Origin of the sequence: Escherichia sp. WS1152 (assembly GCF_046487665.1) — a bacterium.
Taxonomy (GTDB): Bacteria; Pseudomonadota; Gammaproteobacteria; order Enterobacterales; family Enterobacteriaceae; genus Escherichia; species Escherichia coli.
Genome location: NZ_JBJQJA010000004.1, coordinates 18,738 through 40,623, shown reverse-complemented (window position 1 = coordinate 40,623; position 21,886 = coordinate 18,738). Strand labels below are relative to the sequence as shown.

Sequence of the window (21,886 nt, the reverse complement as noted above, 5' to 3'; positions counted from 1 at the left end):
GACTAACGAATCAACTGTTAAAGAAAAGTAAATTCAGCTAAGTTGATTGCTTACAAAAGATGAAATTCAGAGGCGGTAGAATGTCGCGAAAAGATGGGGTGTTGGCGCTACTGGTAGTGGTCGTATGGGGGCTAAATTTTGTGGTCATCAAAGTGGGGCTTCATAACATGCCACCGCTGATGCTGGCCGGTTTGCGCTTTATGCTGGTCGCTTTTCCGGCTATCTTTTTTGTCGCACGACCGAAAGTACCACTGAATTTGCTGCTGGGGTATGGATTAACCATCAGTTTTGCGCAGTTTGCTTTTCTTTTTTGTGCCATTAACTTCGGTATGCCTGCTGGACTGGCTTCGCTGGTGTTACAGGCACAGGCGTTTTTTACTATCGTGCTTGGCGCGTTTACTTTCGGGGAGCGATTGCATGGCAAACAATTGGCGGGGATCGCCTTAGCGATTTTTGGCGTACTGGTGTTAATCGAAGATAGTCTGAACGGTCAGCATGTGGCGATGCTCGGCTTTATGTTGACCCTGGCTGCAGCATTTAGTTGGGCGTGTGGCAACATCTTCAATAAAAAGATCATGTCGCACTCAACGCGTCCGGCGGTGATGTCGCTGGTAATCTGGAGCGCTTTAATCCCAATCATTCCCTTCTTTGTTGCCTCGCTGATTCTCGATGGTTCCGCATCCATGATTCACAGTCTGGTTACTATTGATATGACCACCATCTTGTCGCTGATGTATCTGGCGTTTGTGGCGACAATTGTTGGTTATGGGATCTGGGGGACGTTACTGGGACGCTATGAAACCTGGCGGGTTGCACCGTTATCGTTACTGGTGCCCGTAGTCGGACTGGCAAGTGCGGCACTATTGTTGGATGAACGCTTAACGGGTCTGCAATTTTTAGGTGCGGTGCTCATTATGACCGGGCTGTATATCAATGTATTTGGCTTGCGGTGGCGTAAAGCGGTAAAGGTTAGAGGCTAAACCATACGCACAGAATGTGATGTCAGCACTCTGTGCGTCTGCTTTTATCGCGGGAAAAAGTACTTTACCTGGAACTCGAAAATATTGCTGTAAAGTAACGAATAATCCAGCGGAATAGAGTTACTGTCCACAGCCTGGGTCTGAATTTTAAGTATGGGATCCCGTGGGCTGATCCGTAAAATACTGGCGATTTCTGGGGTAGGAAAAGTAGGGGAGAAAGTTTCAAAGGTGCCAATGATTTTGATCCCGCATTCATTCTCAATATATGAAAATTTGGATTTTTGCATATGTGACACGGTTAAATCAGGAAAACGTGCTACTGACATCCACGTTTCTTCTAATTGTGCTGCATTATCCTCAATGAATCGCAGTCTCTTTATGTAATAAACCTGCTCACCAGTCACTAAATTCAGCTCAGTCGCAATAGTGGGTGAAGCATCCTGCACTTCAAATTTCATAATCTGACTCCCTGCCTCTTTGCCGCTTTTATGCGCAATTTCACTGAAACTGTTCATGTGATCAATGTGTGCAACAAAATTCTTTTTTTGAATGTATGTTCCTGAACCATGCTTTCTGTGAATAATTCCTTCGCCTTCCAGCAAGGATAATGCCTTACGCAGGGTATTACGCGAAACATTATAACGAACAGCGAGTTCCGCTTCTGACGGCAACAAATCACCAACATGCCATGAATTGCCATTGATTTCGGATTTAAGTAAGCGGGCAATCTTTTGAAAAATCACTTTTGCACCTTTTAAGAGCCATTGAAAACAAGGAGTTGAGTCCTGATTGTTTTATCGTATGGCCGAGTCGTTTAATAATCACCCTGATGTTGAACAACTTTATCACTGTATTACTGTGATCAATGTACCAGGACGTATAGCTACTGCGGGATATGATATTTAAACAATGTAATCTGTTATATACCAGTAAGGGAAAATATGAAAAAAATATTGTTAGTTTGCGCTGCGGGCATGTCAACCAGTATGCTGGTTAAACGTATGATTGATCATGCTAACGCTATTTCACTTGAAGTTAATATTTCCGCATTGGCGATTGCAGAGGCTAAAGGGAAAATTAAAAATAACGAAGTTGACGTTGTTTTACTTGGCCCGCAAGTTCGCTTTCAGAAACCAGAGATTGAAGCCGTTGCACAGGGGAAAATGCCTGTAGCCGTTATCGAGATGAAAGACTACGGCACCATGAACGGACAGGCAGTTCTTGAATTTGCGATGAAACTACTGCAAGAGTAAGAATCTAATATTATTAAACTATTACCTGAACTAACTTTTCACACATCATAAAATGGATATGGCATACATGCTTTATTGGGATGTATAAATATCCAAAACAACAGGTATAAAAAAATGGGATTAATGGCCTCATTCGAACGTGGAATGGAACGTTTTCTTGTTCCAGTTGCTATCAAGTTAAACTCACAAAAACATGTTGCAGCGGTGAGAGATGGATTCGTTTTTACGTTTCCAATTATCATGGCAAGTTCATTAATTATATTAATTAACTTTGCCATATTATCGCCAGACGGTTTTATTGCCGGATTACTGCATCTGAATAGCATTTTCCCCAACCTTGAAAAAGCACAAGCTATTTTTACTCCGGTAATGAATGGTTCTGTAAATATCATGTCAATTATGATTGCTTTCCTGGTCGCCAGGAATATGGCGATTAGCTATGAGCAAGATGATCTTTTATGCGGATTAACGGCAATAGGAGCATTTTTTATTGTTTATACGCCATATCAGATGATAGATGGGCAAGCATTCCTGACGACCAAATATCTCGGCGCGCAGGGGTTGTTTGTTGCTGTTATCGTTGCATTGATCACCAGTGAAATATTTTGTCGCTTAGCTCGAAACCCAAAAATCACCATAACGATGCCGGCAGCTGTACCGCCTGCGGTAGCGCGTTCATTTAAAGTTTTATTGCCAATATTTTTTGTCATGGTGTTCTTTTCCGCACTTAATTATTGCCTGGCACTGATATCCCCGGCAGGACTAAACGATCTTATTTACACATTAATCCAGACGCCGCTCAAACATATGGGAACGAATATCTTTGCGGTAATTATCCTGGGGGCTGTGGGTAATTTCCTGTGGGTGCTGGGGATCCACGGACCTAATACCACATCGGCAATTCGAGAAACCGTTTTTTCTGAGGCTAATCTGGAGAATCTCTCCTGGGCCGCTCAACATGGCACTACCTGGGGCGCGCCATATCCGATTACCTGGACTTCTATTAATGATGCATTCGCCAACTGCGGCGGCTCAGGTATGACGTTGGGGTTATTGTTGGCTATTTTTATCGCTTCTAAGCGTGCGGAATACCGTGATCTGGCAAAAATGTCATTTATCCCCGGTATTTTCAATATCAATGAACCGATAATGTTTGGCCTTCCTATTGTACTTAACCCCATCATGATGGTGCCGTTTATTATGGTTCCCATTGTTAACTGTGCCATTGGTTACTTCTTTGTTTCGATGGAAATTATTCCACCGGTTGCTTATGCCGTGCCCTGGACTACGCCCGGACCTTTAATTGCTTTCCTCGGAACCGGGGGGAACTGGCTGGCTTTACTGGTTGGTTTTTTATGTTTAGGTGTGGCGACAATGATCTATTTACCTTTTGTTATTGCCGCCAACAAAGTCAATAACATGACAACTAACGGATAATTCCATTTACCCAGGAAGGAGATTGTGATGTTTGCAGATGAAGAACTTGTTATGGAGTTACTGGTCAACGCGGGGCAGGCACGTTCTGACGCGATGGAAGCCATACGTTGTGCCGGGCAAAAAGACTGGCAGGGCGCAACTCAGCTAATGGCCAGTTCTGAATCTGCCTGTCTTCAGGCACATAAGATTCAGACCGCATTAATTAGTCAGGATGAAGGCTGTGGCAAGATAAAAGTTAATTTAATTCTGGTTCATGCACAGGATCATTTGATGAATGCAATATTATGCCAGGATTTAGCCAGGGAAATTATTTCATTAAGAAAAGAACTCCATGCCTGATTTTTTCCTCCAGTGCGATAGCTGGAGGAAATTATTACACTCTTAAGGATAAGTCATGAATATAAAGACGCTTAACGTCAGCCTTTTGTCTTTTTCTATTATTACAGCATTGTTTCCATTGAACGCGATGGCAACAAAATTAACCATAGAGCAGCGCCTTGAATTGCTTGAAAATGAATTGTCGCAAAATAAACAAGAGCTGAAAGCAACACAGAATGAACTGGGAGTATATAAATCCCGACTTTCGACCTTACAAAAAATCATCACGGAAAACAAATATAAATCAGCCTCGCTTGCTGAAATATCAGCGACATCTCCCGTCGCTGATAACATCAAAAATGAAAACGGCGAACAGAACTCGTTTACCGCAGCGCATACTATAAATGGATCGCAGCAAGTTGCCGTTATTGAAAGTAAAGGCGACAAAACCACTATCGAAAGCGTGACCCTGAAAGATATCAGTAAATATATAAAGGATGATATTGGGTTCAGCTATCAGGGGTACTTCCGCTCAGGCTGGGGTACTGGTAATCACGGCTCACCACAAACTTATGCAGCGGGTTCTCTGGGACGTTTTGGTAATGAGATGAGCGGTTGGTTTGACCTGACCTTAAATCAGCGTGTTTATAATCAGGACGGTAAAACGGCAAATGCGGTCGTTACCTATGATGGCAACGTGGGTGAGCAGTATAACGATGCCTGGTTTGGTGACAGTGCCAATGAAAATATCATGCAGTTCAGTGATATTTATCTGACAACGCGAGGTTTTTTACCCTTCGCGCCAGAGGCAGACTTCTGGGTCGGCAAACATAAACTCCCGCAATATGAGATCCAGATGCTGGACTGGAAAACCTTAACCACGGATGTCGCCGCGGGTGTGGGGATTGAAAACTGGGCACTTGGTGTAGGGCTGTTTGATATGTCCTTAAGCCGTGATGATGTCGATGTTTACTCTCGTGATTTTTCGCGTACCAGCCAGATGAATACCAATTCTGTGGATGTTCGTTATCGCAATATCCCGTTATGGGATGATGCGACATTATCATTAATGGCTAAATATTCCGCACCTAATAAAACGGATCAACAACAAGATAATGAAAATGACGACAGTTATTTTGAAATGAAAGATAGCTGGATGCTGACTTCTGTTTTACGGCAAAACCTGCAACGCGATACGTTTAATGAATTTACGTTACAGGTTGCCAATAATTCCTATGCCAGCAGTTTTGCCAGTTTCTCAGATGCCAGTAATACGATGGCGCACGGTCGCTATTACTATGGTGACCATACCAATGGGATCGCCTGGCGTTTAATCTCTCAGGGCGAGATGTATCTTACTGACAATATTATTATGGCTAACGCGCTTGTCTATTCTCACGGCGAAGATGTTTATAGTTATGAAAGTGGTGCTCATAGTGATTTTGACAGTATTCGCACTGTAATAAGACCGGCCTGGATCTGGAATACATGGAATCAGACGGGGCTTGAATTAGGCTGGTTTAAGCAACAGAACAAAACTCAGCAGGGTGTAACACTAAATGAATCGGCTTATAAAACGACACTCTGGCATGCATTGAAAGTGGGTGAAAGCATTTTAGGTTCACGACCAGAAATTCGCTTCTATGGAACGTATATAAATATTCTGGATAACGAATTATCGAATTTTAAGTTTAATGAGAACAGCAAAGACGAGTTTATGGCCGGCATCCAGGCGGAAGTCTGGTGGTAATCTATTTTAGTTAAGGAGTTGTGTATGTCAGGATTTAAAAAAGGTTTTTTATGGGGCGGCGCGGTAGCCGCGCATCAGTTGGAAGGTGGCTGGAATGAAGGAGGAAAAGGCATCAGTATCGCTGATGTGATGACTGCTGGCGCTCACGGGGTGCCGCGTGAAGTGACAGAAGGCGTTATCGACGGGCTTAATTATCCCAATCATGAAGCAATTGATTTTTATCATCGCTATAAAACAGATATTCAGTTATTTGCCGAGATGGGATTCAAATGCTTTCGAACTTCCATTGCCTGGACACGAATCTTTCCGCAAGGTGACGAACAGGAGCCGAATGAAGAGGGTTTACAATTTTATGATGATCTGTTCGATGAGTGCCTGAAGCAGGGAATGGAACCTGTGGTGACGCTTTCGCATTTTGAAATGCCTTATCATCTGGTGACAAAATATGGTGGCTGGCGAAACCGTAAACTGATCGACTTTTTTATCCGCTTCGCATCAACGGTCTTCACGCGCTATAAAGAAAAAGTAAAGTACTGGATGACGTTTAACGAAATCAATAATCAGGTGAATTTCAGCGAAAGCCTGTGTCCATTTACTAATTCCGGTATCTTGTATTCGCCAGAGGAAGATATCAATGAGCGCGAACAAATAATGTACCAGGCGGTACATTACGAGTTAGTTGCCAGTGCCCTGGCGGTACAGACTGGAAAATCGATCAATCCTGAATTTAACATTGGCTGTATGATCGCCATGTGCCCCATCTATCCTCTGACGTGTGCACCCAACGATATGATGATGGCCACGAAAGCGATGCATCGTCGTTACTGGTTTACTGATGTTCATGCTCGTGGATATTACCCGCAACATATGCTGAATTACTTTGCCAGGAAAGGATTCAACCTCGATATCACACCAGAAGATAACGCGATTCTTACCAGTGGTTGTGTCGACTTTATCGGCTTTAGCTACTACATGTCTTTTACGACACAATTTTCGCCCGATAACCCGCAACTGGATTATGTTGAACCACGAGATTTGGTCAGCAACCCTTATATCGATACATCCGAATGGGGATGGCAAATTGATCCGGCAGGGCTACGTTATTCACTCAACTGGTTCTGGGATCATTTCCAGTTGCCGCTGTTTATTGTCGAAAATGGATTTGGTGCGGTTGACCAGAGACAAGCTGACGGCACGGTGAACGATCACTATCGCATTGATTACTTTGCTTCCCATATTCGGGAAATGAAAAAAGCCGTAGTTGAAGATGGTGTTGACTTAATTGGCTACACCCCGTGGGGCTGCATTGACCTGGTTTCTGCCGGAACAGGGGAAATGAAAAAGCGCTACGGAATGATTTATGTCGATAAAGACAACGAAGGGAAGGGAACGCTGGAACGGATACGTAAAGCGTCGTTTTACTGGTATCGGGATCTCATCGCCAACAATGGCGAAAATATTTGAGACTTGAGGAAGATATTACGGAGATGTCAGGCTCTGTGATCAGAGCCTGACAATAACTACATAGCGTGTTGATTATAATAGGGCACGCCGAGCGCATCCGACTTATCACTGCCAGTACCCATGTGATTTAAATCAAACGGTGGTTGTTCCTGCGATGGGGGAACAACCACGACATTGGCACAAGAAGTAACAACTGGCTGCGTGGTTTGTTCCGCAACGCCCTGCGCGGAAAAGAGAATAAGCGCAGCTGCTATTGCGGATGAAAGTGGTTTCATGATTGCCTCAGTGACGTTGTCACGTTATCAACTAGCTGTTGTAATGATTTAATGGATGTAAAAAGCGCGATTCGCCCTGCATATTGGTCATCCGGTATTTATGCGGCGGAACATCAAAGTAATTTTTGAAGGTTCGGGTCAGAGTTTGTTGCGACTCGAAGCCATATCGTTCTGCCAGATAGAGTATCGGCTCGTTACTTTCCTTCAGCTTTTGCGCGATTTCCGTCATCTTACGGCTGCGGATGTATTGGCCTAATGAATGACCGGTTTCTTTTTTAAACATCCGTTGCAGGTGCCATTTGGAGTAACCCGAACGCTCTGACACTTTCTCCAGTGACAGTGGCGATTCCAGGTTGTCCTCGATCCAGTCCAAAATGCTATGAATGGTAATAGCGTCAGTATTGCGTCTGGACATCGTCATACCTCTTTTTTGTTTACGGCAGGACTTTCTTAAGCAAATGCTCAAGTGTTGCCACTTCGTCCGCCGTCAGGTTTTTTGTTAATTCTTGATGCAGGTTCTGGCCAACTAATTGATGGCATTGTTCGCATATTGCCGCGCCGCTGGTGGTAAGTTTTACCAGTACGCCGCGCTTATCATTCGGGTTCGGCAACCTTTCAACCCAGCCTTTACAGACCAGGCGATCCAGCATACGGGTCAGTGCTCCCAGGTCGACCGACAACACTTTTTTCAGTTCAACCGGAGTAATACACGCCGCGCAGCGGATAGAGCAGAGCACCTTAAACTGTGCCGCGGTAATATCCAGCGGAGACAGATACTCGTTAAGCAGACGATCTTTCTTCTGATTAACCATATGGATTAAGCGACCCAATGGAATAATTTCATTGAACAGATCGCTGGTACTTTTCACGTTAGTTGCCCTGGCAAGTAATTAGTTGCAGGGGATAATATTGCCCAGGCAAGTATAAGTCAAATGAATGAATTGAACGATGCCACGTTTTGCTAAATCGGTTCAAGTTTTGGTCAATGCGATGCAAGGTTAGCTAAAGAGTGACACTTTATCCTTGTTTACCCCTTATACTTTTCGCTGATAACCCAGATACACAGGATAACAACCACCAATGTTAGATTTGTTTAAAGCAATTGGCCTGGGGCTGGTGGTGTTACTGCCGTTAGCTAACCCATTAACAACTGTCGCGTTATTTCTTGGCCTGGCAGGCAATATGAACAGTGCCGAACGTAATCGTCAGTCGTTGATGGCCTCGGTGTACGTATTTGCCATCATGATGGTGGCGTATTACGCCGGGCAACTGGTGATGGATACATTTGGCATTTCGATTCCCGGTCTGCGAATTGCAGGCGGCTTAATCGTCGCGTTTATCGGTTTTCGGATGCTCTTTCCGCAACAGAAAGCGATTGATTCACCGGAGGCGAAAAGCAAGTCGGAAGAGCTGGAAGATGAACCCAGTGCCAATATTGCCTTTGTACCACTGGCAATGCCAAGTACCGCCGGTCCGGGAACCATAGCGATGATTATTAGCTCGGCGTCCACAGTGCGTCAGAGTTCAACCTTCGCTGATTGGGTACTGATGGTTGCGCCGCCGCTGATCTTTTTCCTGGTGGCGGTTATTTTGTGGGGAAGCCTACGCAGCTCCGGCGCAATTATGCGGCTGGTGGGCAAGGGTGGCATTGAAGCGATCTCCCGCCTGATGGGGTTCCTGCTGGTATGTATGGGTGTGCAGTTTATTATTAACGGCATCCTGGAAATCATTAAAACGTACCATTAAAAAAGGCCCGAATGGGCCTTTCAACTATTGCGTCTGTTCTTCGAGTGTCACTGGCCAGCGGCGAAATATAATGATTGACCATATTAACGCGGCAAAAGCAGGCACCGCGCCCACATAACCAATCATCGACATTGACCAGTGCAAACTCACCTGATTACCTACCAACGCACCCGCCCCGATTCCAATATTAAATATGCCGGAGAATAGCGCCATCGCGACGTCAGTAGCATCTGGTGCCAGCGCCAGCACTTTAACCTGCATACCAAGCCCGATGATCATCATCGCGATCCCCCAGAAAATACTCAGCACCCCGAGGTGTATTTCACTGTTCGCCGCAGGTAACAGCAATGCCAGGCACACCAGCAACAGCGCAATCGCCGTACTCACCAACGCAGACGCATACTGATTACCCAGTTTACCGAAAATCACGCTGCCAATAATGCCCGCACCACCGAGTAATAACAGTAATGCCGTGGCAAAGTTGGCGCTGAATCCCGCAATGTTTTGCACAAAAGGCTCGATATAGCTGTATGCCGTGTAATGGGCGGTGACAACCACCACAGTTAACAAATAAATGCTCATCAATGCCGGGCGGCGGAACAATAGCGGGAGGCTTTTCAATGAACCGGAATGCTCACTGGGCAGTAAGGGAAGTAACTTAATCAGGCACAAAAGGGTGATAAGCGCCCCAATACCAATCGCGAAGAAGGTCATTCGCCAACCGAAATACTGGCCCACAATGCGCCCGAGAGGTAAACCTAAGACCATCGCCAGTGCTGTACCGGTGGCAATTAAACTCAAGGCCTGTGCCCGCTTCCCGGCCGGAGCCATACGGATCGCCAGAGACGCCGTAATCGACCAGAAAATCGCATGTGCAAAAGCCACACCAATGCGACTGATCACCAGAACGGTAAAGCTCCACGATAAAAACGACAGTACGTGGCTGGCAATAAACACCACAAACAGGCAGATCAGTAATTTGCGCCGTTCAACCTGGCTGGTCATTAACATAAAAGGCAATGACATTAGCGCCACTACCCATGCATAAATGGTCAACATAATGCCGACCTGAGCGGTTTGCATGTGAAAACTTTGCGCAATGTCAGAGAGCAGGCCAACAGGGACAAATTCGGTGGTGTTGAAGATGAAGGCGGCGACTGCCAGCGTAACGACCCGTAGCCACGCCACTTTGCGGGAAACAGTGTTTGTTGTCATAACAGATTATCGGGTGAGTTGCGAAAAAGTGATGAAATGATCTTAAAACGGTTAATGATGTGAATACAATGCATTTGTGATCTGGATCGCGTTTTCCGTTTCTCTGACGCTGATTCTGTTCCGCGTCAGAGAGTCGGTAACATCACGGTTTAATGACGTTCAGGGAGGTCTGGCGTTTTGGCGGTTGCGGGTATAGGTGGTCTGACAGGGGAGCGAGGCCTGTTTTTCACCAGGTCTTCGTGAGTAACTTTTGGCGGCGTTTCATTTTTACAAACAGTTTGAGGGTCCTGCGCGCCATATGTTTGATAATTTTATCATCACTTAATGATGCTGGCATCAACACGTCATTCAAATCACTTTCATTGGGATTCATAAATTGGTGATAGTGCAATAACATATTGGCGAAAAATAAAAACAAGTCCTGAAAATGAGGAGATTCTTGTTCTGCTAAAAGGGATAAAAAGCAGATGCAGACTTCGGGTAGTACATGTTTGTTAGAACCTAATGAATCCATCAGGCTTTGCAATAAATCCTCTTTTAATTCGCCGTCTGTTATGTCGAGAATGGCGGTGATCAAGTTAGGATCTTTATTGACGAACCATCTGTGAACCTCAGAGTTATTCCATAATCGGGGGAGTATGACAAAATTACCGCGAGAGATAAAATTCAGGACAAGCAAATCAAACTGGCGTAAGTAATCTGCAGCGGTATGGCGATCCGGAGGCAGGGGTTCAATATGTGGTGTATGCGCTCTTTTGATGGGAACGCCAAGGTTGAACATTGGAAATTGTTCAATAAAATCATTCAGAAACAGAAATAGCACACGCTCGACGCCGGTCTGAAATACGCGTCCCATAGTGACAGGCTTTGGGTTGGGAGCGCAAAAATATTAATTTCTCCATCATGGCGAAAATTATCTAAATAAATAGGGCTTAAATTTATTACTACCTGAAATTCAATATTTTCTTTGTGTCTTCCATTCTTGACGGGATAAGTGAGTTTAAACTGAACCTTTTCATTGTATAGTGTGTCGTTACCCCGAAAAGAAGTCCTCTGAATATATGATAAGTTATCAAGGTTATTAAATATCTTTTTTGTGGCTGAGTTGATGTTTAAAGACGTGCGCCACTCTTCATCACATATTATTGTACTTAGCGCATCAATAAAGTCCTTTAAAACTTCTTTTACCTGTGGTGCAATATTACGAACGGGAAAATCATCAGGAAGAGATATGTAATTGCTGATGCTTACTGGCGTAACCATATTTGCCCCATATAGTCATAAGTCATCGGAACATCACTATATAGAGCATATTAGCCGCAAGAACTATCAAAATAGCTCATTGGTAACTCTGTTTTGCCGAGTCAGACACATCCAGTAGTTGAATAAATGCCTCAAGCGGACGCGTTTTCGCACCGCGACGCCAGACCAGCCAGGTTGTTAACCAACGCCATTGCTCAGCTAACGGCCACGCTTCAACCTGGTGATGCCCCGGCATACTTTCCAGCATAGAGCGTGGAATAAGCGCAATGCCTGCTCCTGCGACCACACAGGCCAACATCCCGTGATACGACTCCATCTCGTGAATAGTTCCCGGAGCGGCACCGTCAGCATGAAACCAGCTCTCGAAGTGGCGACGATACGAACAATTGGCGCGGAAGGCATAAATGTTACTGCCGTTAACCTGACTGGCGCGGATTACTGGCGCATGACCTTGTGGCGTGACGATCATCAGCTCCTCGCGGTATACCGGTATCCCGTCAATGGCAGTATGGTTAATGGGCCCATCAATAAATGCCGCATTCAGTTTTCCCTCCAGCACTCCTTCCAGCATAGTGCCGGAAGGGCCGGTGGAAAGTGAAAACTGAATTTTGGGATAACGATGGTTGAATTCCGCCAGCGTGGCCGGAATGCGCACTGCTGCGGTGCTTTCCAGCGAACCAAGAGAAAATAAACCTTGCGGCTCATCGCCAGCGACAACGCTCCGCGCTTCATCCACTAACGCGAGAATTTGTTGGCTATAGCGTAAAAAGTTATGCCCGGCAGGAGAGAGACGTAAACGCTGATTCTCGCGAATAAACAGATCTACCCCTAGTTCTGTTTCCAGCTGGCGTAGACGGGTAGTGAGATTCGACGGCACGCGATGCACTATTGCTGCTGCCTGGGTTATGCTGCCAGCTTCGGCAACCGCGTTGAACATCTCCAGTTGTGTCAGATCCATAATATTCTCGATTCGTGAATAAGTGGCTTAATATTATTCATTTTAAAGCAAGAGTAAATCTGCGTATCTTCATACCATGACTCATAAAGGAGATACCCCGATGACCATTACTCCGGCAACTCATGCAATTTCAATAAATCCTGCCACGGGTGAACAACTTTCTGTGCTGCCGTGGGCTGGCGCTAACGATATCGAAAACGCACTTCAGCTGGCGGCAGCAGGCTTTCGCGACTGGCGCGAGACAAATATAGATTATCGTGCTGAAAAACTGCGTGGTATCGGTAAGGCTCTGCGCGCCCGTAGCGAAGAAATGGCGCAAATGATCACCCGTGAAATGGGCAAACCAATCAATCAGGCGCGCGCTGAAGTGGCGAAATCGGCGAATTTGTGTGACTGGTATGCAGAACATGGTCCGGCAATGCTGAAGGCGGAACCTACGCTGGTGGAAAATCAGCAGGCAGTTATTGAGTATCGACCGTTGGGGACGATTCTGGCGATTATGCCGTGGAACTTTCCGTTATGGCAGGTGATGCGTGGCGCGGTTCCCATCATTCTTGCAGGTAACGGCTACTTACTTAAACATGCGCCGAATGTGATGGGCTGTGCTCAGCTCATTGCCCAGGTGTTTAAAGATGCGGGAATCCCGCAAGGCGTATATGGCTGGCTGAATGCCGACAACGACGGTGTCAGTCAAATGATTAAAGATTCGCGCATTGCTGCTGTCACGGTGACCGGAAGTGTTCGTGCGGGAGCGGCTATTGGCGCACAGGCTGGAGCGGCACTGAAAAAATGCGTACTGGAACTGGGCGGTTCGGATCCATTTATTGTGCTTAACGATGCCGATCTGGAACTGGCGGTTAAAGCGGCGGTAGCCGGACGTTATCAGAATACCGGACAGGTTTGTGCAGCGGCAAAACGCTTTATTATCGAAGAGGGAATTGCTTCTGCATTTACCGAACGTTTTGTGGCAGCTGCGGCAGCCTTGAAAATGGGCGATCCCCGTGATGAAGAGAACGCTCTCGGACCAATGGCTCGTTTTGATTTACGTGATGAGCTGCATCATCAGGTGGAGAAAACCCTGGCGCAGGGTGCGCGTTTGTTACTGGGCGGGGAAAAGATGGCTGGGGCAGGTAACTACTATCCGCCAACGGTTCTGGCGAATGTTACCCCAGAAATGACCGCGTTTCGGGAAGAAATGTTTGGCCCTGTTGCGGCAATCACCGTTGCGAAAGATGCAGAACATGCGCTGGAACTGGCTAATGATAGTGAGTTCGGCCTTTCAGCGACCATTTTTACCACCGACGAAACACAGGCCAGACAGATGGCGGCACGTCTGGAATGCGGTGGGGTGTTTATCAATGGTTATTGTGCCAGCGACGCGCGAGTGGCCTTTGGTGGCGTGAAAAAGAGTGGCTTTGGTCGTGAGCTTTCCCATTTCGGCTTACACGAATGCTGTAATATCCAGACGGTGTGGAAAGACCGGATCTGACGCGACATATTCAGCTCTGATATACTCGCAGGTCTTTTCAGACCTGCGGTCCAGGAGTAGAAAGTGGCAGTCGCCATGGATAATGCAATTTTAGAAAACATCTTGCGGCAAGTGCGGCCGCTCATTGGTCAGGGTAAAGTCGCGGATTATATTCCGGCGCTGGCTACAGTAGACGGTTCCCGATTGGGCATTGCTATCTGTACCGTTGACGGACAGCTTTTTCAGGCCGGAGACGCGCAAGAACGTTTTTCCATTCAGTCTATTTCCAAAGTGCTGAGTCTCGTTGTCGCCATGCGTCATTACTCCGAAGAGGAAATCTGGCAACGCGTCGGCAAAGATCCGTCTGGATCACCGTTCAATTCTTTAGTGCAACTGGAAATGGAGCAGGGTATTCCGCGTAATCCGTTTATTAATGCTGGTGCGCTGGTGGTCTGCGATATGTTGCAAGGGCGATTAAGCGCACCACGGCAACGTATGCTGGAAGTCGTGCGCGGCTTAAGCGGTGTGTCTGATATTTCATACGATACGGTGGTAGCGCGTTCCGAATTTGAACATTCCGCGCGAAATGCGGCTATCGCCTGGCTGATGAAGTCGTTTGGCAATTTCCATCATGATGTGACAACCGTTCTGCAAAACTACTTTCATTACTGCGCTCTGAAAATGAGCTGTGTAGAGCTGGCCCGGACGTTTGTCTTTCTGGCTAATCAGGGGAAAGCTATTCATATTGATGAACCTGTGGTGACGCCAATGCAGGCGCGGCAAATTAACGCGCTGATGGCGACCAGTGGTATGTACCAGAACGCGGGGGAGTTTGCCTGGCGGGTGGGGCTACCGGCGAAATCTGGCGTTGGTGGCGGTATTGTGGCGATTGTTCCGCATGAAATGGCCATCGCTGTCTGGAGTCCGGAACTGGATGATGCAGGTAACTCGCTTGCGGGTATTGCCGTCCTTGAACAATTGACGAAACAGTTAGGGCGTTCGGTTTATTAATGCAGTCCCTCGATCCACTCTTCGCGCGTTTATCCCGTTCAAAATTTCGCTCTCGCTTTCGTCTGGGCATGAAAGAGCGTCAGTATTGCCTGGAGAAAGGCGCGCCAGTCATCGAACAACATGCGGCGGATTTTGTCGCTAAACGTCTTGCTCCGGCATTACCGGCTAATGACGGTAAGCAAACCCCCATGCGCGGGCATCCGGTGTTTATCGCTCAGCACGCCACCGCGACCTGCTGTCGCGGTTGTCTGGCTAAGTGGCATAACATTCCGCAGGGTGTTTCGTTAAGCGAAGAACAACAACGTTATATCGTGGCGGTAATCTATCACTGGCTGGTTGTACAGATGAATCAGCCATGAGAATTGCGGAAAACGATAAAATAGCATTCCCAGGGTACCTTTATTTGCCGCCGCTGTTAGCGAACATGCTATCCTTTATGAGAATTTACTTATTACGTTGAGATAATTGCCACCCGCAATTGTATGGACAGATAATTAATGCATGTACACCCCATTTCAACTTTCCGTTTGTTCCAGGAAGGTCATCTGCTACGTAATAGCATCGCTATTTTTGCGCTAACCACGCTGTTCTATTTTATTGGTGCAGAGTTACGGCTGGTTCACGAACTTTCTCTTTTCTGGCCGCTGAATGGCGTAATGGCGGGGGTGTTTGCCCGCTATGTCTGGCTTAATCGACTGCATTACTATGCGATCAGTTATGTGGCGATGCTGGTTTATGATGCCATAACCACCGAATGGGGACTGGTTTCACTGGTTATCAATTTCTCCAATATGATGTTTATTGTTACCGTCGCCTTACTGGTCGTGCGGGATAAGCGTCTGGGGAAAAATAAGTATGAGCCAGTAAGTGCCTTACGGCTATTTAATTACTGTCTGATTGCCGCATTATTATGCGCTATTGTCGGGGCGATTGGTTCGGTCAGTATTGATAGTCTGGATTTCTGGCCTTTGCTTGCGGACTGGTTCAGTGAGCAATTCTCAACGGGCGTTTTGATCGTGCCTTGTATGCTGACGTTGGCTATTCCTGGAGTGCTGCCGCGCTTTAAAGCAGAACAGATGATGCCCGCCATCGCGCTTATTGTGTCGGTTATTGCCTCGGTAGTCATTGGCGGAGCGGGGAGTCTGGCGTTCCCGCTGCCTGCATTAATCTGGTGTGCAGTGCGCTATACGCCGCAGGTAACATGTCTGTTGACCTTTGTCACCGGTGCGGTGGAAATCGTACTGGTGGCAAATTCGGTGATTGATATCTCGGTCGGTTCGCCGTTCTCCATTCCGGAAATGTTCTCCGCACGTCTCGGTATTGCCACGATGGCGATATGCCCAATTATGGTTTCTTTTAGCGTGGCAGCGATCAATTCGCTAATGAAGCAAGTTGCGCTGCGAGCCGACTTTGATTTTCTGACTCAGGTTTACTCACGGTCCGGTCTTTATGAGGCGCTGAAAAGTCCATCGCTGAAACAGACACAACATCTGACGGTCATGCTGCTTGATATCGACTATTTCAAAAGCATTAACGATAACTATGGACATGAATGTGGCGATAAAGTGTTAAGCGTGTTTGCCCGGCATATTCAGAAGATTGTCGGTGATAAGGGGCTGGTGGCGCGCATGGGCGGCGAAGAATTTGCTGTTGCAGTGCCGTCGGTGAATCCTGTCGATGGTCTGCTAATGGCGGAAAAAATCCGTAAAGGCGTTGAACTGCAACCATTCACCTGGCAACAAAAAACGCTTTATCTCACGGTAAGTATTGGCGTCGGTAGTGGTCGCGCATCGTACCGAACGCTGACCGATGATTTTAATAAATTGATGGTCGAAGCCGATACGTGTCTGTATCGCTCGAAGAAAGATGGGCGCAACCGTACCAGCACTATGCGTTACGGTGAGGAAGTTGTCTGACATCTTTATTCATTCCGCGCGATTTGAATGCAATGTGTTCTACCACTTTATGATCCAGGAAAAGGCGTATTTCCTCGATTAAACCATGATCCGCGCCACACTTTTCTCATAAAACTGCTCATTAATCATCAGGAGTTGATCAAAACAGGGGTTCGGCGTATTAAAGTTTGCTAACCTGTCGTACCAATTCAAACAGGTTGTATGACTAATCAGAAGGGAACCCATTGTGAAAACACTAAATCGTCGCGATTTTCCCGGTGCACAGTATCCAGAACGTATCATTCAGTTTGGTGAAGGTAACTTCCTGCGCGCCTTTGTTGACTGGCAAATCGATCTCCTGAATGAGCACACCGATCTGAATTCTGGTGTGGTCGTTGTTCGTCCGATTGAAACTTCATTCCCGCCGTCACTGAGCACGCAGGATGGTCTGTACACCACCATTATCCGTGGCCTGAATGAGAAGGGGGAAGCGGTCAGCGACGCGCGTCTGATTCGCTCGGTTAATCGTGAAATCAGCGTCTACAGTGAATACGATGAATTCCTGAAACTGGCGCACAACCCGGAAATGCGCTTTGTTTTCTCTAACACCACCGAAGCGGGTATCAGCTACCATGCGGGCGATAAATTCGATGACGCGCCAGCGGTAAGCTATCCGGCAAAACTGACCCGTCTGCTGTTCGAACGCTTTAGCCATTTCAACGGTGCGCTGGATAAAGGTTGGATCATCATTCCGTGTGAGTTGATTGACTACAATGGCGACGCGTTGCGTGAACTGGTGCTGCGCTATGCGCAAGAGTGGGCACTGCCAGAAGCATTTATTCAATGGCTGGATCAGGCTAACAGCTTCTGTTCTACGCTGGTGGACCGTATCGTTACCGGTTATCCGCGCGATGAAGTGGCTAAACTGGAAGAAGAACTGGGTTATCACGATGGTTTTCTCGACACCGCTGAACACTTTTACCTGTTTGTGATTCAGGGACCGAAATCCTTAGCGACTGAACTGCGTCTGGACAAATATCCGCTCAACGTGCTGATTGTTGACGATATTAAACCGTACAAAGAACGCAAAGTGGCAATCCTCAACGGTGCGCACACCGCGCTGGTGCCGGTGGCGTTCCAGGCAGGGCTGGATACCGTAGGTGAAGCGATGAACGATGCTGAAATTTGCGCATTCGTTGAAAAAGCTATCTACGAAGAAATTATTCCGGTACTGGATTTGCCTCGTGATGAACTGGAATCTTTCGCCAGTGCAGTCACCGGGCGTTTCCGTAACCCGTACATTAAGCATCAGCTGCTGTCTATCGCGCTCAACGGTATGACCAAGTTCCGCACTCGCATCCTGCCGCAGCTGCTGGCAGGGCAGAAGGCAAAAGGCACACTTCCGGCGCGCCTTACTTTCGCATTAGCGGCTTTGATTGCCTTCTATCGCGGTGAGCGTAACGGAGAAACATATCCGGTACAGGACGATGCACACCGGCTGGAACGTTATCAGCAACTCTGGAGCCAGCATCGTGACCGTGTTATCGGCACCCAGGAACTGGTAGCGATTGTTTTGGCAGAAAAAGACCACTGGGAGCAGGACCTGACGCAAGTGCCTGGTCTGGTCGAGCAGGTTGCTAATGACCTGGATGCGATTCTTGAAAAAGGGATGCGCGAAGCTGTACGTCCGTTGTGCTAATAACACCGTTACTTCTGAACCCGGTTTCGACCGGGTTTCTTATTTCACTATATTAGTTACAACATCCTATGTGCCTTTATCATTAACAGATGCCACATGCAGCGCCTGTTAATGTTGTAAGCTTGTAGGTAATTTGTAAGTAGCGTCTTGAGAATGTGATCGTAATCACGTTTAATAGGGCGACTTTTTCACGCCTGAAGATAACCATGATTGTTCGTCCACAACAACACTGGCTGCGCCGTATTTTTGTCTGGCACGGCTCAGTATTATCCAAGATATCATCGCGCTTACTACTCAATTTTCTCTTTTCTATCGCTGTTATTTTCATGCTGCCCTGGTACACGCATCTGGGCATCAAATTCACCCTCGCACCGTTCAGCATTCTCGGTGTCGCCATCGCCATTTTTCTTGGTTTTCGTAATAATGCCGGGTACGCCCGTTACGTTGAAGCGCGAAAACTTTGGGGGCAGTTGATGATTGCCTCACGGTCGTTACTGCGCGAGGTAAAAACGACATTGCCGGATTCGGCAAGTGTAAGGGAGTTTGCCCGGTTGCAAATCGCCTTCGCCCACTGTTTACGCATGACATTACGCAAACAGCCACAGGCGGAAGTGCTGGCTCATTATCTCAAGACTGAAGATCTTCAGCCTGTACTGGCTTCGAACTCTCCAGCTAACCGTATCTTGTTAATAATGGGGGAGTGGTTGGCGGTTCAGCGCCGCAATGGGCAGCTTTCAGATATCCTGTTTATTAGCCTCAACGATCGGCTTAATGATATTTCAGCGGTTCTGGCAGGCTGTGAGCGCATTGCCTACACGCCAATTCCCTTTGCCTACACCCTGATTTTGCATCGTACCGTTTATCTGTTTTGTATCATGCTGCCGTTCGCGCTGGTCGTGGACCTGCATTACATGACGCCTTTTATCTCTGTGCTGATTTCCTACACTTTTATTTCGCTGGATTGTCTGGCGGAAGAATTGGAAGATCCGTTCGGTACTGAAAACAATGATTTACCGCTGGATGCCATCTGCAACGCTATTGAAATTGACCTGTTACAGATGAACGATGAAGCCGAAATTCCAGCAAAAATTCTTCCCGATCGTCATTACCAGCTGACGTGATAATTACTCCGTACGGCGGGCAACAATAAACAGACGCGGAAATGCCAGCAGTATCTGTCCGTTCTCTTGCAGTGGATACTGCTCTTCCAGCATCTGATGGTAGCGCGTAAGAAAAAGCTGCTGTTCGCTCTCGGCCAGATCCTGTAACCACGGACGTAATCCAGTGGCGGTCACCCAATCGATAATCGCCTGGTGCGACGGCATCTGGTGATAGTAAGTGGTTCGCCAGATATCGACCTCACATCCGGCTTCGCTCAAAATATCGTAGTAAGCATGAATGCCAGCCAACGACTCACGCCCGCGATCCGGGTAGTTTTGTTCCCAGGCAACTTCGCGCATGAGCACATGAGTCGGCTCCAGCCAGTTATCTGGCATCTGTACTGCCAGCACGCCCTGCGGATTAAGTAAAGAAACCAAGTGAGGAAACAATTCGTAGTGGTCGGGCAGCCATTGCAGTGAGGCATTAGCAAAAATCAGATCGAGTGCCTGTTCCGGTTGCCAGTTGCGGATGTCTGCTTCCACGAACTGGCAGTCTGGCAAAGCACTGCGCGCTTCAGCAATCATCGCCGGAGACGAGTCGATGCCTGTTATCCTGGCAGCAGGCCAACGTTGGTTTAGAAGGGCGGTGCTGTTACCTGGGCCACAGCCAAGATCGGCAACGTATTCGATATTCTCCAGCGGTACTCTGGCAAGCAGCTCCACCGCCGGACGCGATCGTTCAGCGGCAAAGTGCAGATATAAAGAGGGGTTCCAGTCAGACATTTATTTACTCCCGTCAGCGCGTTACCCCAATTGTAGATAAAACTGATGAATTCGCCTCACGGCATCAACCCATTGAACAGACGTTTTTTACGCGGCCCGGTCATTAAAGATTCCAGTTTCGCGACACAGGTTTTGTAGTGAGGCGTGGTTTTATGGAATGCCACTGCGTCTTCATCTTTATAGGCTTCGTAAATATAAAAGCGCGAATTCACTTCCGGGTCCTGTAAGACATCGAAGCGCAAATTACCTTCTTCCTGTACAGAGCCCAGGTGGTTCTGGCGAAAAACTTCGATAAACTCGTCAACCTTGTCTTCATGAACGTTAATTTCAACCAGTGTGACGTGCATAATTCTTCTCCTTAAATCCGCAGTTACTGTTTTTCACTCAGATAGAGTTCATATGCCCGATCAGCCGTTTCGTTATGGTGAACCACCGCCTGTACGGCTTTCATCATCGCCACCGGATGGTCAGACTGGAAAATATTACGCCCCATATCCACACCAGAAGCGCCCTGATCGATAGCCTGCCAGCACATTTCCAGCGCCTCGCGCTCCGGTAATTTTTTACCGCCAGCAATAACAATGGGTACCGGACATCCGGCAACAATCCGTTCAAAACCTTTTTCGACATAATAGGTTTTGATAATTTGCGCCCCCATTTCAGCGGCGATTCGAGTCGCGAGCGAGAAATAACGCTGATCGCGCACCATATCTTTGCCCACGCCAGTCACGGCCATGGTCGGCATTCCCACTTTCATTCCGGCATCAACCAGCTGAATAATATTTTTGATCGACTGATGTTCATATTCGCTGCCGATATAAACCTGCGCCGCCACCGCGCAACTGTTCAGGCGCACGGCATCATCCATCGATAACGCCACGGCTTCATTACTTAATTCCGCCAGAATAGAGTTCGCACCTGACGCCCGCAGTACCACCGGCTTATTGGTCGCCGGGGGAACTACGCTGCGCAAAATGCCGCGCGTACACATTAATACATCGGCATGTTCAAACAGCGGGGCGATATTTATATCAATGCGTTCAAGTCCGGTAGTCGGCCCCTGAAAATAACCATGGTCAAAGGCCAGCATCACGGTTTTACCCGTTTTCGGATTAAATATCCGCGATAAGCGTGACTGCATTCCCCAATCCAGCGCACCGCAACCTTTCAGGATAAAAGGGATATTTTGTTGCGGTTGATCGGTACGAAAATCTTTACCATCTTTAATATCGTCTAAATCTGCCATAACTTACTCCGGTTAAGTAATGCAC

General features: G+C 47.2%; 22 protein-coding genes and 1 pseudogene. 13 read left to right on the top strand and 10 right to left on the bottom strand.

Annotated features, from left to right (window positions below):
- The first annotated feature begins 80 nt into the window (after positions 1–80).
- Positions 81–980: an O-acetylserine/cysteine exporter gene (gene eamA / locus ACJHW7_RS08145; RefSeq protein ID WP_000087216.1), complete on the top strand. Its 900-nt coding sequence runs from the start codon at positions 81–83 to the stop codon at positions 978–980.
- A 44-nt stretch (positions 981–1,024) separates the two neighbouring features.
- Here eamA and ACJHW7_RS08140 read toward each other — a convergent pair whose 3' ends face one another.
- Positions 1,025–1,723 (bottom strand): GntR family transcriptional regulator, encoded by a 699-nt coding sequence (locus ACJHW7_RS08140; RefSeq protein ID WP_000577184.1) that lies wholly within the window; start codon positions 1,721–1,723, stop codon positions 1,025–1,027.
- A 198-nt stretch (positions 1,724–1,921) separates the two neighbouring features.
- Here ACJHW7_RS08140 and ACJHW7_RS08135 point away from each other — a divergent pair, with 198 nt between their 5' ends.
- The 5 genes from ACJHW7_RS08135 to ACJHW7_RS08115 all read left to right on the top strand — a co-directional run bounded on the left by ACJHW7_RS08135 (position 1,922) and on the right by ACJHW7_RS08115 (position 7,202).
- Entirely contained in the window at positions 1,922–2,233 is a 312-nt protein-coding gene (locus ACJHW7_RS08135) for a PTS sugar transporter subunit IIB (RefSeq protein WP_000722571.1), read from the top strand.
- Between the two features lie 114 nt (positions 2,234–2,347).
- Positions 2,348–3,670 carry a PTS sugar transporter subunit IIC gene (locus tag ACJHW7_RS08130; RefSeq protein ID WP_001347941.1) on the top strand — a complete coding sequence of 441 codons (1,323 nt, stop codon included), beginning with the start codon at positions 2,348–2,350 and terminating at the stop codon, positions 3,668–3,670.
- A gap of 27 nt (positions 3,671–3,697) precedes the next feature.
- Positions 3,698–4,009 carry a PTS lactose/cellobiose transporter subunit IIA gene (locus ACJHW7_RS08125; protein ID WP_001459752.1) on the top strand — a complete coding sequence of 104 codons (312 nt, stop codon included), beginning with the start codon at positions 3,698–3,700 and terminating at the stop codon, positions 4,007–4,009.
- A gap of 55 nt (positions 4,010–4,064) precedes the next feature.
- Positions 4,065–5,738, top strand: coding sequence for a carbohydrate porin (locus ACJHW7_RS08120; RefSeq protein WP_021556828.1), 1,674 nt, complete (start codon positions 4,065–4,067; stop codon positions 5,736–5,738).
- Between the two features lie 24 nt (positions 5,739–5,762).
- Positions 5,763–7,202 (top strand): 6-phospho-beta-glucosidase, encoded by a 1,440-nt coding sequence (locus ACJHW7_RS08115; RefSeq protein WP_021556827.1) that lies wholly within the window; start codon positions 5,763–5,765, stop codon positions 7,200–7,202.
- Between the two features lie 56 nt (positions 7,203–7,258).
- Here ACJHW7_RS08115 and marB read toward each other — a convergent pair whose 3' ends face one another.
- Genes marB through marR form a run of 3 tightly spaced genes read right to left on the bottom strand, consistent with a single transcriptional unit; the run spans position 7,259 to position 8,346 of the window.
- Positions 7,259–7,477 (bottom strand): multiple antibiotic resistance protein MarB, encoded by a 219-nt coding sequence (gene marB / locus ACJHW7_RS08110; RefSeq protein WP_000803659.1) that lies wholly within the window; start codon positions 7,475–7,477, stop codon positions 7,259–7,261.
- 31 nt (positions 7,478–7,508) lie between these two features.
- Positions 7,509–7,892 carry an MDR efflux pump AcrAB transcriptional activator MarA gene (gene marA, locus ACJHW7_RS08105; RefSeq protein WP_000091199.1) on the bottom strand — a complete coding sequence of 128 codons (384 nt, stop codon included), beginning with the start codon at positions 7,890–7,892 and terminating at the stop codon, positions 7,509–7,511.
- Between the two features lie 19 nt (positions 7,893–7,911).
- On the bottom strand, positions 7,912–8,346 hold the full coding sequence (marR, locus tag ACJHW7_RS08100; protein ID WP_021499923.1) for a multiple antibiotic resistance transcriptional regulator MarR: 435 nt from the start codon (positions 8,344–8,346) through the stop codon (positions 7,912–7,914).
- 211 nt (positions 8,347–8,557) lie between these two features.
- Here marR and marC point away from each other — a divergent pair, with 211 nt between their 5' ends.
- Entirely contained in the window at positions 8,558–9,223 is a 666-nt protein-coding gene (gene marC / locus ACJHW7_RS08095) for an NAAT family transporter MarC (RefSeq protein ID WP_000885033.1), read from the top strand.
- A 24-nt stretch (positions 9,224–9,247) separates the two neighbouring features.
- On the opposite strand, the gene ydeA is transcribed toward marC, so the two are convergent.
- The 3 genes and pseudogenes from ydeA to ptrR all read right to left on the bottom strand — a co-directional run bounded on the left by ydeA (position 9,248) and on the right by ptrR (position 12,659).
- The gene (gene ydeA / locus ACJHW7_RS08090) at positions 9,248–10,438 is read right to left on the bottom strand and encodes an L-arabinose MFS transporter (RefSeq protein ID WP_000210799.1); all 1,191 of its coding nucleotides are present in this window, start codon (positions 10,436–10,438) and stop codon (positions 9,248–9,250) included.
- Between the two features lie 149 nt (positions 10,439–10,587).
- A pseudogene (gene yneK / locus ACJHW7_RS08085) lies at positions 10,588–11,701 on the bottom strand (putative protein YneK).
- A gap of 76 nt (positions 11,702–11,777) precedes the next feature.
- The gene (ptrR, locus tag ACJHW7_RS08080; protein ID WP_000366465.1) at positions 11,778–12,659 is read right to left on the bottom strand and encodes a putrescine utilization regulator PtrR; all 882 of its coding nucleotides are present in this window, start codon (positions 12,657–12,659) and stop codon (positions 11,778–11,780) included.
- Between the two features lie 100 nt (positions 12,660–12,759).
- Here ptrR and sad point away from each other — a divergent pair, with 100 nt between their 5' ends.
- From sad to ACJHW7_RS08050, 6 genes are all read left to right on the top strand, one after another.
- Positions 12,760–14,148: a succinate-semialdehyde dehydrogenase gene (sad, locus tag ACJHW7_RS08075; protein WP_001351341.1), complete on the top strand. Its 1,389-nt coding sequence runs from the start codon at positions 12,760–12,762 to the stop codon at positions 14,146–14,148.
- 63 nt (positions 14,149–14,211) lie between these two features.
- The gene (glsB, locus tag ACJHW7_RS08070; RefSeq protein WP_000257409.1) at positions 14,212–15,138 is read left to right on the top strand and encodes a glutaminase B; all 927 of its coding nucleotides are present in this window, start codon (positions 14,212–14,214) and stop codon (positions 15,136–15,138) included.
- Positions 15,138–15,497 (top strand): DUF4186 domain-containing protein, encoded by a 360-nt coding sequence (locus tag ACJHW7_RS08065; protein ID WP_001191027.1) that lies wholly within the window; start codon positions 15,138–15,140, stop codon positions 15,495–15,497. Before glsB ends, ACJHW7_RS08065 begins: the two co-directional genes overlap by 1 nt.
- 138 nt (positions 15,498–15,635) lie before the next feature.
- On the top strand, positions 15,636–17,054 hold the full coding sequence (locus tag ACJHW7_RS08060; RefSeq protein ID WP_000558044.1) for a diguanylate cyclase: 1,419 nt from the start codon (positions 15,636–15,638) through the stop codon (positions 17,052–17,054).
- Positions 17,055–17,280: 226 nt separating this feature from the next.
- The gene (gene uxaB / locus ACJHW7_RS08055; RefSeq protein ID WP_410233561.1) at positions 17,281–18,732 is read left to right on the top strand and encodes a tagaturonate reductase; all 1,452 of its coding nucleotides are present in this window, start codon (positions 17,281–17,283) and stop codon (positions 18,730–18,732) included.
- 206 nt (positions 18,733–18,938) lie between these two features.
- The gene (locus tag ACJHW7_RS08050) at positions 18,939–19,853 is read left to right on the top strand and encodes a bestrophin family protein (RefSeq protein WP_000637082.1); all 915 of its coding nucleotides are present in this window, start codon (positions 18,939–18,941) and stop codon (positions 19,851–19,853) included.
- 3 nt (positions 19,854–19,856) lie between these two features.
- Here the strand turns inward: ACJHW7_RS08050 and tam are convergent, their stop codons facing one another.
- From tam to lsrF, 3 genes are read right to left on the bottom strand one after another with little or no spacing between them, the layout of a single operon-like run.
- The gene (gene tam, locus ACJHW7_RS08045) at positions 19,857–20,615 is read right to left on the bottom strand and encodes a trans-aconitate 2-methyltransferase (RefSeq protein ID WP_001286556.1); all 759 of its coding nucleotides are present in this window, start codon (positions 20,613–20,615) and stop codon (positions 19,857–19,859) included.
- Between the two features lie 56 nt (positions 20,616–20,671).
- Positions 20,672–20,962 (bottom strand): (4S)-4-hydroxy-5-phosphonooxypentane-2,3-dione isomerase, encoded by a 291-nt coding sequence (lsrG, locus tag ACJHW7_RS08040; RefSeq protein WP_000558527.1) that lies wholly within the window; start codon positions 20,960–20,962, stop codon positions 20,672–20,674.
- Positions 20,963–20,985: 23 nt separating this feature from the next.
- A complete protein-coding gene (lsrF, locus tag ACJHW7_RS08035; protein WP_000774169.1) occupies positions 20,986–21,861 on the bottom strand; it encodes a 3-hydroxy-5-phosphonooxypentane-2,4-dione thiolase in 876 nt (291 codons plus the stop codon).
- Positions 21,862–21,886 lie beyond the last annotated feature (25 nt).

Coding starts and splice junctions, on each gene's coding strand:
- eamA (WP_000087216.1), top strand. CDS start 81: ATGTCGCGAAAAGATGGGGTGTTGGCGCTACTGGTAGTGGTCGTATGG.
- ACJHW7_RS08135 (WP_000722571.1), top strand. CDS start 1,922: ATGAAAAAAATATTGTTAGTTTGCGCTGCGGGCATGTCAACCAGTATG.
- ACJHW7_RS08130 (WP_001347941.1), top strand. CDS start 2,348: ATGGGATTAATGGCCTCATTCGAACGTGGAATGGAACGTTTTCTTGTT.
- ACJHW7_RS08125 (WP_001459752.1), top strand. CDS start 3,698: ATGTTTGCAGATGAAGAACTTGTTATGGAGTTACTGGTCAACGCGGGG.
- ACJHW7_RS08120 (WP_021556828.1), top strand. CDS start 4,065: ATGAATATAAAGACGCTTAACGTCAGCCTTTTGTCTTTTTCTATTATT.
- ACJHW7_RS08115 (WP_021556827.1), top strand. CDS start 5,763: ATGTCAGGATTTAAAAAAGGTTTTTTATGGGGCGGCGCGGTAGCCGCG.
- marB (WP_000803659.1), bottom strand. CDS start 7,477: ATGAAACCACTTTCATCCGCAATAGCAGCTGCGCTTATTCTCTTTTCC.
- marA (WP_000091199.1), bottom strand. CDS start 7,892: ATGTCCAGACGCAATACTGACGCTATTACCATTCATAGCATTTTGGAC.
- marC (WP_000885033.1), top strand. CDS start 8,558: ATGTTAGATTTGTTTAAAGCAATTGGCCTGGGGCTGGTGGTGTTACTG.
- ydeA (WP_000210799.1), bottom strand. CDS start 10,438: ATGACAACAAACACTGTTTCCCGCAAAGTGGCGTGGCTACGGGTCGTT.
- ptrR (WP_000366465.1), bottom strand. CDS start 12,659: ATGGATCTGACACAACTGGAGATGTTCAACGCGGTTGCCGAAGCTGGC.
- sad (WP_001351341.1), top strand. CDS start 12,760: ATGACCATTACTCCGGCAACTCATGCAATTTCAATAAATCCTGCCACG.
- ACJHW7_RS08065 (WP_001191027.1), top strand. CDS start 15,138: ATGCAGTCCCTCGATCCACTCTTCGCGCGTTTATCCCGTTCAAAATTT.
- ACJHW7_RS08060 (WP_000558044.1), top strand. CDS start 15,636: ATGCATGTACACCCCATTTCAACTTTCCGTTTGTTCCAGGAAGGTCAT.
- ACJHW7_RS08050 (WP_000637082.1), top strand. CDS start 18,939: ATGATTGTTCGTCCACAACAACACTGGCTGCGCCGTATTTTTGTCTGG.
- tam (WP_001286556.1), bottom strand. CDS start 20,615: ATGTCTGACTGGAACCCCTCTTTATATCTGCACTTTGCCGCTGAACGA.
- lsrG (WP_000558527.1), bottom strand. CDS start 20,962: ATGCACGTCACACTGGTTGAAATTAACGTTCATGAAGACAAGGTTGAC.
- lsrF (WP_000774169.1), bottom strand. CDS start 21,861: ATGGCAGATTTAGACGATATTAAAGATGGTAAAGATTTTCGTACCGAT.